This window comes from Corynebacterium sp. HMSC076C10, from assembly GCF_001812455.1.
In the GTDB taxonomy this organism is placed as follows: domain Bacteria; phylum Actinomycetota; class Actinomycetes; order Mycobacteriales; family Mycobacteriaceae; genus Corynebacterium; species Corynebacterium jeikeium_D.
This window is the reverse complement of the sequence record NZ_KV809084.1, coordinates 94,177-109,172: the sequence shown is the minus strand read 5'-3', so window position 1 is coordinate 109,172 and position 14,996 is coordinate 94,177. Positions and strand designations below refer to the sequence as shown.

The following is a 14,996-nucleotide window of genomic DNA, read 5'->3' as shown; positions in this document are numbered from 1 at the left end:
CCGTATGACTATCATCAAGCTCGATAGCCGCTTTCCAACAGCGATTCCGCTGGAAGCCGCTAGCCTGCTGACCGGTGAAGTCAGCTACACCGAAGAAGTCCCGATCCGTGTGCGCTGGGCAATCGCCGACGCCGGTGGGCACTCGGTGTCCCAGGCGGAGATTCTGGTCACCACCGATATGGAAAACGACGAGGTACTCGATCGCCTCGATGCGGGCGAGAAGGTCTACTCGGTCGAGCTGGATGATGCGCAGGACCCAGCAGCTCCGGCAGCTCAGGTTGCGGCGGCTCCCCAGCAGGACTCGGTGAAAGAACCTGAGTCAGAACCGGTTGCAGAGCCAGGGGCAGAGCCTGTTGCAGAACCGCTGACTCCGCAGGAACAGCTTGCCGCAGCTCGTCTGCCCCACGTCGTCGAGGCCGTGGACATCATGGCGGCAGCACGGCGCACGGGGCAGTGGGAAGCTCGCCAGACGCACAAGAGCCTGCTGCCGTATCTCATTGAAGAGACCTACGAGTTTGTCGACGCAGTCAACGAGGGCGGTGACATTCGTAGCGAGCTGTCAGATCTGCTGCTGCAGATCCTCTTCCACGCTGAAATCGCGGAGGACTTCGACTTCGACGATGTGGCGACCGACTTTATTTTGAAGATGCGCGCTCGTCAGCCGTACCTCTTCGACGGCACTGTGGCCGAGGGAGAGATGGTGTCGGAGGAAGAACAGGAGCGACTGTGGGCTTACGGCCGCGGACGTCCGCGCTCGAACCCGGCCACACAGCTGCCAGCTCTGACTTTGGCTGAGGAAGCCATCCGCCGCGCACGTGCACTGGGACTGTCCGATGCAGACATTCCAGTGGAGATTCTGGTCCCGACCCCGGGGCTGGAGACTGAGTCCGGTGCGGAAGAACGGACCCGACAGGCTTCACGCGCATTCCTGACTGAGCTGGCCCAGATGGAGAATCAGCAGGCCGGCAGTGCTGAGCAGTGGGCAGCGGGCAGCGAAGATAACGAAGAGGCTGAGGACTTCGGCCCGTCGGAAAGCGACAGCTAGTTTCCAGCAAAAGTGATTTCTGTCCTCGAGTTTGAGTGATTTTTACGGTCTACCCCGTAGAGTAATTCCCCATGCCTTCTAATTCTCCCTTTGATGAATACGCGCACCCCGCACCCCGCGGGGCGAAGCCGCGTGGCCGCAGTAAGGGGAAAAAGAAGTCCTCGAGAGGCTGTGGCTGCCTCGGTCTAACCTCCCTGGCGGTGCTGATCATCATTGGCACGGTTGGGGCGTTGGCTATGTTCACTGGACCCGTAATCCCGTCGTTGACCAAGAAGCCGATTCCGGATAATGTGCCGCCTGCTGCGGCTGAGCCACCGCCGATGATTGATGTCAACGCGCCCGGGCGCACCTCGGAACAGCTCCGACAGTGGGCGCAGCAGATTTCCCCGAAGACGGGTATTTCTGAGGACGCTCTCCGCGCCTACGGCAACGCATATGTGATTGCGGCAGAACAGTTCCCGAACTGCCACCTGGAGTGGAACACGCTTGCAGGACTGGGCAAAGTGGAGACTAATCACGGCACGTACTCGGGCAATTGGCTCAAGCCGGCTCATATCGGCGCCGATGGGGTAGTCAGTCCGACGATTATCGGTCCGCCGCTGGACGGCACGAGTGGGTTTGCTGAGGTTCTCGATACTGACAACGGTGAACTCGACGGTGACACAGAGTATGACCGCGCTGTGGGGCCGATGCAGTTTATTCCCGAGACCTGGCATCGTTTTGCGATGGATGCTTCTGGTGATGGCGTCGCCGACCCCAACAACATCGACGACGCAACTGCGACCACCGCACGGATGCTCTGCAGTGGGGAACGCGACCTCGCCACCCCGGAAGGGTGGGCATCTGCAATTCGCTCGTATAACCAGTCTGAGCAGTATCTTCGCGATGTTCGGGATGCTGCGGCGAACTATGCGCTGAATCAGCCCGCATAGGGTGAAAAGGATTTAAGGCGAAGGTTGGCAAACCGTGCCACAATTGGAGTCATGTGCCGGAACGGTTCCGGCGGAAAGGTGACCTATGGCTGCAATCATCGAGTTGAACGCACGCGAAATTCTGGACTCCCGTGGTAACCCGACCGTTGAGGTTGAGGTGCTGTTGGAAGACGGCGCTGTGGGCCGCGCTGCGGTTCCGTCCGGTGCCTCCACCGGCGTTCATGAGGCACACGAGCTCCGCGATGGCGGAGACCGTTACCTGGGCAAGGGGGTCGAGAAGGCTGTCCGCGCTGTGCTCGAGGAGATTGAGGACGCAATTATTGGCCTCGAGGCTGAGGACCAGCGTCTGGTTGACAAGACCATGATTGAGCTGGACGGCACCGACAACAAGTCCCGCCTGGGTGCTAACGCAATCCTGGGTGTTTCCATGGCTGTTGCCAAGGCTGCTGCTGAGTCCGCTGGCCTGGATCTGTTCCGCTACGTCGGCGGCCCGAACGGTCACGTTCTGCCGGTTCCGATGATGAACATCCTCAACGGTGGCGCACACGCTGACTCCGGCGTTGACGTCCAGGAGTTCATGATTGCTCCGATTGGCGCCCCGACCTTCAAGGAAGCACTGCGCGTCGGTGCTGAGGTCTACCACGCACTCAAGAAGGTCATTAAGGACAAGGGCCTGTCCACTGGCCTCGGTGATGAGGGCGGCTTCGCTCCGTCGGTTGACTCCACCAAGGCTGCTCTTGACCTGATTGTTGAGGCAATTGAGGCTGCAGGCTACAAGTTGGGCGACGATGTCGCTCTGGCTCTCGACGTCGCTTCTTCCGAGTTCTTCAAGGACGGCAAGTACCACTTCGAGGGCGGCGAGCATACCGCTGAGGAGATGGCAGCTGTCTACGCTGACCTGGTTGAGAACTACGCCATCGTCTCCATCGAGGATCCGCTGCAGGAGGATGACTGGGAGGGCTACACCACCCTGACTGCTCAGCTTGGTGACAAGGTCCAGATCGTCGGCGACGACTTCTTCGTCACCAACCCGAAGCGTCTGGCAGAGGGCATTGAGAAGAAGGCCGCTAACGCTCTGCTGGTCAAGGTCAACCAGATCGGTACCCTGTCCGAGACCTTCGAGGCCGTCGCAATGGCTCACAACGCCGGCTACAAGTCCATGATGTCCCACCGCTCCGGTGAGACTGAGGACACCACCATCGCTGACCTGGCCGTCGGCCTGAACTGTGGCCAGATTAAGACCGGTGCTCCGGCTCGCTCCGAGCGCGTTGCTAAGTACAACCAGCTGCTGCGCATCGAGGAGTACCTGGGTGACGCTGCTGTCTACGCTGGTCGCAGCGCATTCCCGCGTTTTAAGTAAAGAGCTGAGGCGCTGCGAAAGCTGCGTCTAGCACTGCCCGTCCGCACCACGCACGTGGTTGTGGGCGGGTTTTTGTTATTTCATCGGCTGGCGGTCGGGTAGAGTGTGGGGCATGAGTGCATCGGACCGATCTCGCCGCGGAACACAGTCGCGCCCTGCAGGGGCGGGGCAGCGTTCGGCAGCGGCAATCGCATCGGGAATGCGCTCGCTGAGCACGGCACAGAAGATCGGCATTGGTCTGCTGGTGCTTTTCTTAGTATCTGTTCTCGCAATTCCGCTGCGGACTTTTGCACAACAGCAGGCGGATGTAGCCGCAACGCAGGACAATATTGCTCGCATGGAACAGCGAATTAAGCAGTTAGAGGATGAAAAGGAGCTTTACTCCAACCCTGCCTATGTTAAGGAGCAGGCACGTCTGCGCCTGGGGCTGGTAGAGCCGGGGGAGACCCCATTCCGTATCCTCGATCCGGCCGTGGGCGAACAGCCTGTGACGCAGCCGGAGGAAATTCCGCAGCACCAGGCTAAGAAGTGGTACGAGACTCTGTGGGATTCCATTTCCATCCCGCCCGAACCCGAAGAGACTCGCCCTAATCCGGGGCGCGATCAGGCAACGAGGCCAGAGAGCTTGCCGACGGTACCGGAGTCCTAAACCTCCGTAGGGCTACCTGGGGCCTCTCGGCGAGGTTGCATGCGCGGCGGAGTGTGCCGTCGTAAAGCGAAACAACGCGCTTGTAAGGCGACTGTGAGATTATGTGTCAGTAAAAACGGAAGCAAAAGGAGTGTGACCGATGTCTGTGGATACCGCAGATTTGGAAGTGATAGCGGAGCAGCTCGGACGTGAACCGCGGGGAGTAGTGGACATCTCTTACCGCAGCCCCGACGGCACTCCTGGTGTGGTCAAGACGAAGCCGCGCTTGGACGATGGCACTCCGTTTCCCACGCTCTTTTACCTAACTGATCCGCGACTCACCGCCGAGGCCTCTCGGTTGGAGACGACCGGCGTGATGAAAGAAATGACCGCGCGTCTGGAAAGCGACGAAGAGCTCGCCGCCGATTACCAGCGCGCGCACGAGGCGTTTCTGGCAGAGCGCAATGAGATGGAAGACCTAGGCACGGACTTCTCCGGTGGCGGAATGCCAACGCGCGTGAAGTGCCTCCACGTTCTTATTGCCTACGCGCTGGCCAAGGGGCCGAATCACTTCCGACTGGGTACTGAGTCGGTGGCGCTGGCGGCGGAGAACGAGAAACTGCGCGGCACCGCGATTCCCGCAGATTGGCCCACGATTGCCGAGCTCGGTATTGCGTATCCGGGGGTGGAGGGATAAATGACGACCCTCGCTGCCGTCGACTGCGGCACTAATTCGCTTCGCCTGCTTATCAGCCGGGTCGAGGTAGTCGATGGAGTTCTCGAAATCACAGAACTGCACCGACTGATGGAAATCGTCCGCCTTGGCCAGGGCGTGGATGCCACTGGCATGCTGGCTCCAGAGGCGCTGGAGCGCGTGCGGGAGGCTCTGACGAAGTATGCGGAGCTGATGCAGGTCGAAAAAGTGCAAGCAGTCCGAATGGTGGCGACATCGGCGACGCGCGACGCAAGCAACCGCGACGATTTCTTTGCAATGACCCGCGAGATTCTCGCTCCGTGGGGTGCAGCGGCCGAGGTTATTTCCGGCGACGAGGAAGCGGCGCTGTCCTTTCGCGGGGCAGTCGATGACTTGGAGCCCGAACTAGGTCCGTATTGCGTCATTGACGTCGGCGGCGGCTCTACTGAGGTCATTGTTGGCGATCACGACGGCACTGTGGCCGGTTCCGATTCCGTGGCCATGGGCAGTGTGCGCTTGACCGAGCGGTTCCTGCAGACCTCGCCACCGACGGCGGAGCAGGTCCAGGAGGCGCGTTCGTATGTTGCGGAGCTGGCCGACGAGATTGTTGCGAAGGTGCCTGTCGACAAGGCTCGCACCATCGTCGGCTGCGCCGGGACCTTCACCACGCTGTCGGCGCTGGCACAGGGTCTAGAAACCTACGACCCGGAGGCAATCCACCTGTCGCAGCTGCGCTTTGCGGCGTTGCGTGCGCTGACCGCGTCCGTCGTCGAGACCGATGCGGAATCGCTCGCTGCGAATCCGGTCATGCATCCGAAGCGCGCGGATGTCTTCGCCGGTGGCTCGATCATTGTGGACGGGCTGATGGACATGTTTGAGGCTCTGCCGGGTGCCGAAGGGACGCAGGAAGGGCAGCGCTTCTTCTACATCAGCGAGAAGGATATCCTCGACGGGATTGTGGCGAGTTTGGTAGACACCCACATCGCCCATTAATCTTTGCAGAGGGCCCCTATAGCCCAATTGGCAGAGGCAGAGGACTTAAAATCCTTTCAGTGTGGGTTCGAGTCCCACTGGGGGCACCAAAAGGCCAGGTCGGAGAGTTTTCTGACCTGGCCTTTTGCTATCTGTGTGCGCTACATGCGGATTACGGCAGGACGTTGAACTTCTTGCCGAGGACAAGTGCCGTGTTGAACACCTTCGAGTACAGCTCACGCGGCATCTGTGGCATCGACACAGGGGAAAGGCGCTGCACGGTCACTGTCTGCTCATCGGTGTACTTCAGCAGGCCGCCCGCTGCTTGACGACGGCCCACACCCGAATCCTTGAAACCACCCATCGGGGCATCGACAGACGCGAAGGCCGCAGCAAAACCATCGTTGACATTGACGGTACCGGCCTCAAGCTGTGGAGCCAGCTCCTTTGCGCGACGCGGGGAGGTCCACAGCGAAGCGTTGAGGCCATAACGGGAATCGTTGGACTTGGCGATAGCCTCATGGACGTCCGAGACACGCTGGAGGACTACCACCGGGCCGAATACCTCTTCGGTCAGCAGGGCGACGCCCTCCGGGACGTCGGTAAGCACGGTCGGTTCGTAGAACAGCGGTCCCAGATCCGGGCGAGGACGACCGCCGGCCAGCACGGTGGCGCCGGCCTCGATGGCCTCGTCGACCATGGACTTGACGATGTCGAACTGGCCCTGCGACTGCAGACAGCCCATCTCGGTTTCCCATTCGTAGCCAGCGCCGATGGACATTGCCTTCACGCGGTCGGTGAATGCCGGGACGAATTCGTCCCAGACGGAGTCCACGACATAGATTCGCTCAATGGACACGCACAGGTGACCGGAGTTGGTGAAGCAGCCGATGCGCGCGCCCTCGACCGCGCGGTTGATGTTGGCATCCTCAGCGACAATCAGCGGGTTCTTGCCGCCGAGCTCCGCAGAGAAACTGATCAGGCGCTCGCCGCACTGCTGTGCCAGTGAGCGGCCGGTCTCGGAGGAGCCGGTGAACATCAGGAAGTCGCACTGGCCGACAATGCCCTGGCCGACAACGCGACCTGGGCCTGGAATGACCTGGAAGAGATCCTCCGGAAGACCAGCGCGGTAGAGCAAATCGACAGCGAAGAGAGCGGTAAACGGAGTGGTGCTGTCCGGCTTGAGCACGATGGCGTTACCAGCCATCAGTGCAGCCAGCGCGTCGGAAACCGCGAGAGTCAGTGGGTAATTCCACGGAGCAATAACACCGACGACGCCCTTTGGGTGGTGGTAGACGGTGGTCTTGGAAAGTACTGGGACAGCACCGTGTGCTCGCTTCGGCTCAAGCAGTTTCGGGCCCTGATTGCCGTAGTAGCGGGCGGTGATAGCGGTGTGTACGAGCTCCTCGTGGGCACTGGCGCGGTTCTTGCCGGTCTCGGCCTGCAGCAGGTCCAGCACCTGGTCGCAGTGGGTAAAGAGCAGGTCGTGGAAGTGGTGCAGCACTTCGCCGCGCTTTTCCGGTGCCATGCGGGCCCACTTCTTCTGCGCCGCACGGGCACGCTTGAAGGCCTCGTCGACATCGGCCTGGGTACCGACAGGAATCTGCGCCAGCTCCTGGCCGGTAAATGGCGCCGAGATAGTGGCGGTCTTCGACTTATCAGCTACCGTGACGCGCTGAAGAAGGCGGGCAACGAGCTCGTCGTTAAGCGGATTGCGGATGGTAGTTCGGTTTGTCGTAGCAGTAGATGCTGTCATGGCACAGATACTACTGTTGCGCGGCGCCCCGAGATAGTAAATTTGGCAAAACTACAAAAACTTAGAAAACTTTAGTAAGTAGTCCAGCCCATCCGACGGTTGCGGTCCGGGTCGCGCGGGCCATCGTTGCCGAACTCGAACGGTTCGTGGCCGTCGACATCGCCGTAGCGCATCTCCGGGTCATCATCCAGATCGTCGTCGACGTCGATGTCCGGCTTTTCCTCGGCCAACCGCTTGCCGAGGGTGTCATGCGGAGAAGCGCCCCGCCAGCGGTCCGGCGGATCCATTACATAATTCTCGCCATCACCGGTGAGGAAGTCGCCATCGAGTCCCTCTGAGCCATCGAGCGTGGTCTCGTCGAAATCACCAGTGGTATCCGGATCGTAGTCAAGGCCATCAGACATCTTGACCAACCTCCTGTTTCATAATCACTCATGTGGTGCCCACGCCTGGCGACTGTGAGTTTTTCCGCGATTACAAAATCACCGCCAGCAGGCGAGGAATTACCTTGATACTAACTGTTTTTCAGGGTTGGGAACAATACCTTTACATCGCCCGTTGTAGAAAGTGTAGGCAAACGTAAGCGCGTGTGCCTGAATACAAAACGTAAGAAAAACTGAGAAAAGAAAGAAGGACGACGTGCGCGAAAGCAGCAATCCTGCATTCAGTTCACTTACTAAGACCGTCGCCCGCGGACAGGCGGGCGCACATCACTACGACCAAGGTCAGATGGGCGCTGGCTACGGGGATAACCCGTACCAGTCGCAGGTTGCCGCCGACTACCGTCCGATGACGGTCGACGATGTCGTTTCCAAGACCGGCATCACGCTGGCAACCATCATCGTTTTGGCTGCGGTCAATTTCTTCATTGCCGTCAGTGTCTCCACCAGCCTGGCCATGATTCTGACCATTGTCGGCGCCATCGGTGGTCTGATTACTGTTTTGGTTTCCACCTTCGGCAAGAAGTACGGCTCCGCGCCGGTTACCCTCACCTACGCGGCCTTCGAGGGCCTCTTCGTCGGTGGCATCAGCTTCATGTTCACCGCTCCAATTCAGGGCGTTGCCGCAGGTGCGCTGATTATGCAGGCAGTGCTGGCCACCCTGGGTGTCTTCATCGGTATGCTCTTCGTCTACAAGTCGGGCGCTATCCGCGTGACCCCGAAGTTCACTCGTTTTATGAGTGCGGCTCTAATCGGTGTGCTGGTCCTCATGCTGGGCAACCTGGTGCTCTCCCTGTTCGGCCTGGGCTTCCCGCTGCGTGACGGCGGCATGCTGTCGATCATCTTCTCGCTGGTCTGCATCGGCCTGGCAGCCTTCAGCTTCCTGATTGACTTCGATCAGGCTGACCGCCTGGTCCGCGCTGGCGCTCCGGCTCAGTACGCCTGGGGTGTCGCCCTCGGCCTGGCTGTGACCCTGGTCTGGCTCTACACCGAGATTCTGCGTTTGCTGTCCTACTTCAGGGACTAAACGCTAGAAAACTAACTAACGCACAAGCGCCGGTTAGCCCGTTATTACGGGTTGGCCGGCGCTTTGTTGTTGGCAGTCGACGTATTGACCGATAGGGCTGTGCAGTGTGACGTCGTAAAGCGCGATATCGAAGCGGGAGAGGGCACAAAAAATGGACCGATAGGCCATATGGGCTTCTATCGGTCCAAGAATCGGGCACTGTGGTCCGAAGTTGCCGCCTGGGTTGAGGCGGTCTAACGCCGGGAGCGCTTAGGCGTCCATCTCCGGGTCGTACGGCTCAGCCTTGACCACAGTGACAGACACTTCGTCGCCGCTCGGGGAAGCGTAAGTGCGGGTCTCGCCCTCCTTAGCGCCGACCAGAGCCTTGCCCAGCGGGGAATCGGTGGAGTAGGTCTCCAGGTTCGGGTTGGAGGAGTCAGCGCCACGGGTACCGATGAGGAAGGTCTCGGTGTCGTCTTCGTCGCCGTCGTAGTAGACGTGGACCACGGTGCCGACCAGAGCCACACCGGACTCCTGCGGAATCTCGCCGACGGTGGCGCGCTGGAGCAGGTCTTCGAGGTAGCGGATGCGTGCCTCTTCCTGTCCCTGCTGCTCGCGGGCGGCATCGTAGCCGGCGTTTTCCTTCAAGTCGCCCTCTTCGCGGCGCTCGTTAATCTCGGCGGCGATGACCGGGCGGTTTTCATATAGCGCCTCAAGCTCGGCCTTGAGCTTGTCGTAGGACTCCTGGGTGAGCCATGGGCTATTGTTCTTTGCCTCAGTCATGGTTCCTCCTGTGTTTTTGGCTATTTAATACAAAAGCGGCCCCGCGTGGGGCCGTCGGCTGCGTCACAGGATAGCACTGTCACGCCACATGGCAATAACAGGCGCGTCGGAGTGTTGTCGCGCACGCTTTACGACGTGCCGTGAAAGCGCATAATCCTCAGTTGCGAAAGGAGGTTACTTCGCAGGTGCGAGGAACTCCGGAATGTCGGTGGAGCAGCCGTAGACATCGCCTGCGACGGCCAACTCGCGGGTGGCAATGGGGACGTCCATACGCACCGTAGCGGGGCCGCCGCCCGGAATGAATACGTCGCGACGGCCGACCTCTGCCACGTCATAGTTCAGCGCGTAGATGATGCAGTAGCTATCCAGCTCCGGCTTTTCGCGGGTGACGTCCAGGGTGAAGATGAACTGCTCATCTTCCTTACCTGGAGTGCGGCTCCAGCCCGCTTGCGTTGCAGAGACATCCGGGGCGGAGACGCGGTTCATCTGAACGAAGATGTATGCGCCGGCGATGACGAGCATGCCAACAATAGCGATGACAACCAATTTTGCGGGGAGAGTGCGACTGTTGTCCCCATAGCGCTCGCGCTGCCCGTTAGGCGCTGCGGTATTTCGGGTGTTTCGCTCCGAACTTTCAGCCATGCTTTTTAGCCTATCGGAGTTCTTGGTCGACGTGGTAAAATGTTGACAGTTAAACAATCTTTCTGGTGTGGCGCAGTGTCCTGCTGCTATGTTGTTCCACCGAGTAGCGATGCTGCGTGGTCATATGATGGTGCAGCGCTATAGTGGGGCGGTATTGAAACGGTGCTGTAGTAGCATCGTTGCGGTCGAAGGGCCCCGGCCTCGGCCAGAAAACATGGACTGAGATAGTAGCGGGAGTGACTTCAATTGGCACTTCGTCTGATGGCAATTCACGCTCATCCTGATGACGAATCGAGCAAGGGCGCCGCAACAATGGCCCGATATGCGGCGGAAGGGCATCGCGTCAAAGTGGTGACCTGCACCGGCGGTGAGGCCGGTAGCATTCTCAACCCGGCGATGGATCGGCCGGAGGTGCGGGAGAATATCGCCGCGGTGCGCGTTCACGAAATGGCTGCAGCCGCTGAGATCCTCGGCGTTGAACATGAGTGGCTCGGCTTTACCGACTCCGGTCTGCCTGCGGGGAACCCGGTGCCGGTGCTGTCGCACGGTGTGTTTGCGCGCCAATCGGTCGAGGATGCGACCAAGCCTCTCATTCGGACCATCCGGGAATTCCGCCCGCACGTTGTCATTACTTACGACGAAAACGGTGGTTACCCGCACCCGGACCACATCATGACCCACATCGTGTCCATGCGCGCTTGGCTGGAGTCCGGAACGGATAAGTACCCCGAACTCGGTGAACCATGGGAGATTTCCAAGCTCTACTACACCCACGGTTTCATCAAGGCGCGCCTCATCGCGCTGGATAACTACTACCGTGACAACGGCTTGGAAAGTCCGCTGGCCGAGTCCTTCCGTCGTTGGACTAAGACTCCCGGCGACATCATGACCCGCGTGACCACGCAGGTCGAGTGCGGCGATTACTTCCAGCAGCGGGATCAGGCGCTGCTGGCGCACGCCACGCAGATCGATCCGAACGGGCCATTCTTCGCCGTGCCGGTAGACATTCAGCAGCGCGTTTGGCCGACCGAAGAGTTTGAGCTCGCCCGCACTCGCGTGCAGACTGAGCTGCCAGAGACCGATCTCTTCGCCGGTATCGACCCCGACGCGGAATAGTCCGGAATTAACGCTAAGCTGGAACTCATGATTGAAAGCTTCGATGCCTTGGCGGCTCGCACGACAATTTTCCTGGCGCAGAACCCCACTGGTCCGCGGGGTGCTGACTTCGGTAAGGCCTCTCCTATTGGCCTGCTCATCATTGTCGTTTTGCTCATCGTCATCCTGGCTCTCGGCTGGGATCTCTCGCGGCGCGCGAAGCGCATGGCCGCCCGCCGGAAGTTCGCCGAGGCGCACGGTATGGATCCCTTTGATTCCGAGGCCGTGGATAAAGCGATGGCTGCAGCAGAGCAGCGTCGTGAAGCGGAGTAGTTAGCGTCAAGGCATGTGCTCGCCGCTTGACGACGGGTAGTTGCGCGCGCCCCTGATTGCGTCCCATTTGGCGGGATTTGGAGTTCGAATTGCGGGATTCTAGGCAGTGCGCTACAGTCAAGCACATGCGTATGTGGCGATTTTATTTTTCGAAGGCTCCGGAGGCAGTGACGACCTAGTCACAGCCGGCGGCTAATCGTCACGTCGCCACCAACCGGAGCCAAAGGCAGCAGCCCCAACCAATCGGGGGCGCTGCCTTTTGTCGTATCTACAGCCAAAATGCGCAACTAATCACCCAGAGAAAAGAGACCTCAGATGACCCCTCCAACTTCCCTCGAAGCCCCCGCCTCGACCGCGAACCGCCGCGTCGTAGCCTTCCACGACCTGCCCTCCCCAGAAGAGGTCATGGCCAAACAGCCACTGACCCCAAACCTGGTTAACGAGGTAGAGCAGTCGCGACTCGACGTCGCCCGCGTCATCGCCCGTGAAGACGATCGTCTGCTGGTCGTTGTCGGCCCGTGCTCCATTCACGACCCTGAGGCCGCCATCGACTACGCCCGCCGCCTGAAGGCCACCGCCGATGAGCTCGACGAGGACCTGCTGGTCGTCATGCGCGTCTACTTCGAAAAGCCGCGCACCACCGTCGGCTGGAAGGGACTCATCAACGACCCCGACCTGGATAGCTCCTTCAAAATCAACAAGGGCCTGCACATGGCCCGCGAGGTACTCATCGAGGTCCTGCGCACCGGCCTGCCCGCCGGCGCCGAATTCCTCGAGCCCAACAGCCCGCAGTACATTTCCGACGCCGTCTCCTGGGGTGCAATTGGTGCGCGCACCACGGAGTCGCAGGTCCACCGCCAGCTCGCTTCCGGACTTTCCGTGCCCATCGGCTTCAAGAACGGCACCGACGGCAACGTCCAGGTCGCCGTGGACTCGCTGGTCTCCGCAGCAAACCCGCACTTCTTCTTCGGCATGAACGACCAAGGCCGCGCCGCCGTCGTCGAAACCGCCGGCAACCACAACTGCCACATCATCCTCCGCGGTGGCACCTCCGGCCCGAACTGGGACGAAGAATCGCTTAACGACGCCGAAGCGCGCCTGAACAAGGCCGAGCAAACCGTCAGCATTATGGTGGACGCCTCCCACGCCAATTCCGGAAAATCCGAGGTGCGCCAGGCCGAGGTCGTTGAGGAGCTCGGCAAGCTCATCGGGGGCGGCGACGAGCGCATCACCGGCATCATGATGGAGTCCTTCCTCGAAGCCGGCGCGCAAAAAATTACCGATGGTCGTAAGGGCCTCGTATACGGCAAGTCCGTCACCGATGCGTGCATGGATTGGGAAACCACCGACCGGCTGCTGCGTACGCTTGCGGCAGAAGTCCGGAAGCGTCGGCAGGCACGCGACTAAGCACAAAGTGGCCGTGCCCATTGGGTAGGGTTACATATGTGAAAGAAAACCAGCCGTCCTCACTCCGGCGGATCGCCTATCCGCTCTACGAGCGCAAACTAGCCCAAGAGCTAGAAGGAAAGCCTCGCCCCAAGCACGTTGCCATCATGGCCGATGGCAACCGCCGCTGGGCGAGGGAGGCTGGATTCACCGACGTCAGCCACGGCCACCGCGTCGGCTCCCGCAAAATCGCAGAATTCGTCGGCTGGTGCGCCGAGCAGGAAATCGAGCTGGTCACCATCTACCTGCTCTCCACCGAAAACCTCGGGCGAGACCCCGAAGAGCTGGAATTACTGTTCGACATCATCGCCGACGTCGTCGACGAATTGGCGCAATCGCCTAACGACGTGCGCCTGCGCATGGTCGGCCACCTCGAGCTCCTTCCGGAAAGAATGACCGCCCGGCTGCGTCACGACGAAGAAGTCACCGCGAACAACACCGGCATCCAGGTCAACATTGCCGTTGGCTACGGCGGCCGGCAGGAAATCGTCGACGCAGTACGCAGAATCATCCGGGAATCAGTCGCCGAGGGAATCGATGCTTCCGAGCTTGAGGAGCGCATCACAACCGACGCCATTTCTCGCCGCCTCTACACATCCGGACAACCGGACCCCGATCTAGTCATCCGCACTTCCGGAGAACAGCGGCTCAGCGGCTTCCTACTCTGGCAAACCGCCTACTCCGAGATTTGGTTCACCGATACCTACTGGCCCGAATTCCGCCGCATCGACTTCCTCCGTGCACTTCGAGACTTTTCGCAGCGCTCACGCCGCTTCGGCAAATAACCTCCCTACATCCGGAAAAATTTCCGGATGTTAGAGTTTGCGCATCCGGACCCTCGAAACCTTGTGGTCCCGAGACTTCGTCAGAACTAATGACGCCCGCACTCGAGTGGGCAAAATATTTTCCGTAAGGTTCGGCAAGTTCACCTGCTGCCAAATGCGTCGGGCCACCTCGGCCGCAGCTTCGTCGTCAAGCGTGGCGTAATCCGCGAAGTGCGCGCCCGGAGCGCGAAACGCCGTCTGGCGGAGACGGAGGAAACGGCTGATGTACCAACGCTCGATGTCCGCGCGCGGGGCATCGACGTAGACACTGAAATCGAAAAGATCGGAAATCATCAGCGTCGGGCCCGTCTGCAAAACGTTGAGCCCCTCGAGAATGAGAATGTCCGGACGGTCAACATCGACGAACTCATCCGGCACCCGGTCATAGAGCGTGTGTGAATACACCGGCGCCTTCACATGCCGCGCCCCCGACTTCACCGCCGTGACAAACCGCATCAACGCACGCTGATCATACGACTCCGGATACCCCTTGCGCTGCATAATCCCACGGCGATTCAATTCCTCAGAAGGGTAGAGGAAGCCATCAGTAGTAACCAAGTCCACCCGCGGATTAGTCTCCCAGCGCTCGAGCAGCACCTGCAGCAAACGCGCCGTCGTTGACTTGCCGACCGCCACCGAACCCGCGACGCCGATAATAAACGGCACCGACGCCCCCTTCGAAGGATTTTCCCCAAGGAAGTTTGACGTTACGGCGTTCAGCTCCCGATGCGCCGCCACACGCATGTGAATCAGACGAGAAAGCGGAAGATAGACCTCGGCGACTTCGTCCAGGTCGATGTTTTCACCGATACCGGAAAGTCGTTCAGCTTCCTCTTCCGTCAGCACCAGAGGCATATTCTTGCGCATTTCGCGCCACTGCTCGCGTTTGAACTCGACGTACGGGCTGGGGGATGTTGCGCGCGTCATACTTCCAATTGTGCCAAGGGGGTGCCGAAAACCGGAAAACGAGTCAATAAAGGGGGCATACCTGAATGGTGCTGCTTTCGTGGTTTGCCCCATAAAGGGCTAGCATGGCCTGT

At 60.1% G+C, this 14,996-nt stretch carries 16 protein-coding genes and 1 tRNA gene; 12 read left to right on the top strand and 5 right to left on the bottom strand.

Translation table 11 applies throughout. From position 1 onward, the window contains the following. The first annotated feature begins 4 nt into the window (after window positions 1-4). From HMPREF2857_RS00540 to HMPREF2857_RS00510, 7 genes are all read left to right on the top strand, one after another. On the top strand, window positions 5-1,045 hold the full coding sequence (locus tag HMPREF2857_RS00540; protein ID WP_049182369.1) for a MazG nucleotide pyrophosphohydrolase domain-containing protein: 1,041 nt from the start codon (window positions 5-7) through the stop codon (window positions 1,043-1,045). Between the two features lie 71 nt (window positions 1,046-1,116). Continuing rightward, entirely contained in the window at window positions 1,117-1,977 is an 861-nt protein-coding gene (locus HMPREF2857_RS00535; protein WP_049172246.1) for a lytic transglycosylase domain-containing protein, read from the top strand. 85 nt (window positions 1,978-2,062) lie between these two features. Next, entirely contained in the window at window positions 2,063-3,337 is a 1,275-nt protein-coding gene (gene eno / locus HMPREF2857_RS00530) for a phosphopyruvate hydratase (RefSeq protein ID WP_048733955.1), read from the top strand. 112 nt (window positions 3,338-3,449) lie between these two features. Next, window positions 3,450-3,986, top strand: coding sequence for an FtsB family cell division protein (locus HMPREF2857_RS00525; protein ID WP_048733957.1), 537 nt, complete (start codon window positions 3,450-3,452; stop codon window positions 3,984-3,986). A 139-nt stretch (window positions 3,987-4,125) separates the two neighbouring features. Next, the gene (locus tag HMPREF2857_RS00520) at window positions 4,126-4,662 is read left to right on the top strand and encodes a DUF501 domain-containing protein (RefSeq protein WP_048733959.1); all 537 of its coding nucleotides are present in this window, start codon (window positions 4,126-4,128) and stop codon (window positions 4,660-4,662) included. Continuing rightward, the gene (locus HMPREF2857_RS00515) at window positions 4,663-5,652 is read left to right on the top strand and encodes a Ppx/GppA phosphatase family protein (RefSeq protein ID WP_070642116.1); all 990 of its coding nucleotides are present in this window, start codon (window positions 4,663-4,665) and stop codon (window positions 5,650-5,652) included. It begins immediately after the preceding gene. A 12-nt stretch (window positions 5,653-5,664) separates the two neighbouring features. Further along, window positions 5,665-5,741, top strand: a tRNA-Leu gene (locus HMPREF2857_RS00510). Window positions 5,742-5,803: 62 nt separating this feature from the next. On the opposite strand, the gene HMPREF2857_RS00505 is transcribed toward HMPREF2857_RS00510, so the two are convergent. Together HMPREF2857_RS00505 and HMPREF2857_RS00500 are read right to left on the bottom strand one after the other, a co-directional pair. Further along, on the bottom strand, window positions 5,804-7,387 hold the full coding sequence (locus tag HMPREF2857_RS00505) for a succinic semialdehyde dehydrogenase (RefSeq protein WP_049190697.1): 1,584 nt from the start codon (window positions 7,385-7,387) through the stop codon (window positions 5,804-5,806). 71 nt (window positions 7,388-7,458) lie between these two features. After that, window positions 7,459-7,791, bottom strand: coding sequence for a hypothetical protein (locus HMPREF2857_RS00500; RefSeq protein WP_048733964.1), 333 nt, complete (start codon window positions 7,789-7,791; stop codon window positions 7,459-7,461). 235 nt (window positions 7,792-8,026) lie between these two features. On the opposite strand from HMPREF2857_RS00500, the gene HMPREF2857_RS00495 reads away from it, so the two are divergent. Continuing rightward, on the top strand, window positions 8,027-8,854 hold the full coding sequence (locus HMPREF2857_RS00495; protein WP_070642113.1) for a Bax inhibitor-1/YccA family protein: 828 nt from the start codon (window positions 8,027-8,029) through the stop codon (window positions 8,852-8,854). A 249-nt stretch (window positions 8,855-9,103) separates the two neighbouring features. Here HMPREF2857_RS00495 and greA read toward each other — a convergent pair whose 3' ends face one another. Next, window positions 9,104-9,616 (bottom strand): transcription elongation factor GreA, encoded by a 513-nt coding sequence (gene greA / locus HMPREF2857_RS00485; protein WP_048733968.1) that lies wholly within the window; start codon window positions 9,614-9,616, stop codon window positions 9,104-9,106. Between the two features lie 174 nt (window positions 9,617-9,790). After that, window positions 9,791-10,258, bottom strand: coding sequence for a DUF4307 domain-containing protein (locus HMPREF2857_RS00480; protein WP_048733970.1), 468 nt, complete (start codon window positions 10,256-10,258; stop codon window positions 9,791-9,793). Between the two features lie 261 nt (window positions 10,259-10,519). Between HMPREF2857_RS00480 and mca the strand changes: the two genes are divergently transcribed. The 4 genes from mca (at window position 10,520) to HMPREF2857_RS00460 (ending at window position 13,917) form a co-directional block, all read left to right on the top strand. Beyond that, on the top strand, window positions 10,520-11,374 hold the full coding sequence (gene mca, locus HMPREF2857_RS00475; protein ID WP_049172258.1) for a mycothiol conjugate amidase Mca: 855 nt from the start codon (window positions 10,520-10,522) through the stop codon (window positions 11,372-11,374). Between the two features lie 27 nt (window positions 11,375-11,401). Continuing rightward, a complete protein-coding gene (locus HMPREF2857_RS00470) occupies window positions 11,402-11,686 on the top strand; it encodes a hypothetical protein (RefSeq protein WP_048733974.1) in 285 nt (94 codons plus the stop codon). A gap of 315 nt (window positions 11,687-12,001) precedes the next feature. Next, window positions 12,002-13,093, top strand: a complete 1,092-nt coding sequence (locus tag HMPREF2857_RS00465) for a 3-deoxy-7-phosphoheptulonate synthase (protein WP_049172260.1) — start codon at window positions 12,002-12,004, stop codon at window positions 13,091-13,093. Between the two features lie 38 nt (window positions 13,094-13,131). Continuing rightward, on the top strand, window positions 13,132-13,917 hold the full coding sequence (locus HMPREF2857_RS00460) for an isoprenyl transferase (RefSeq protein WP_016423188.1): 786 nt from the start codon (window positions 13,132-13,134) through the stop codon (window positions 13,915-13,917). 30 nt (window positions 13,918-13,947) lie between these two features. Here the strand turns inward: HMPREF2857_RS00460 and coaA are convergent, their stop codons facing one another. Then, entirely contained in the window at window positions 13,948-14,883 is a 936-nt protein-coding gene (gene coaA / locus HMPREF2857_RS00455; RefSeq protein ID WP_042388837.1) for a type I pantothenate kinase, read from the bottom strand. Window positions 14,884-14,996 lie beyond the last annotated feature (113 nt).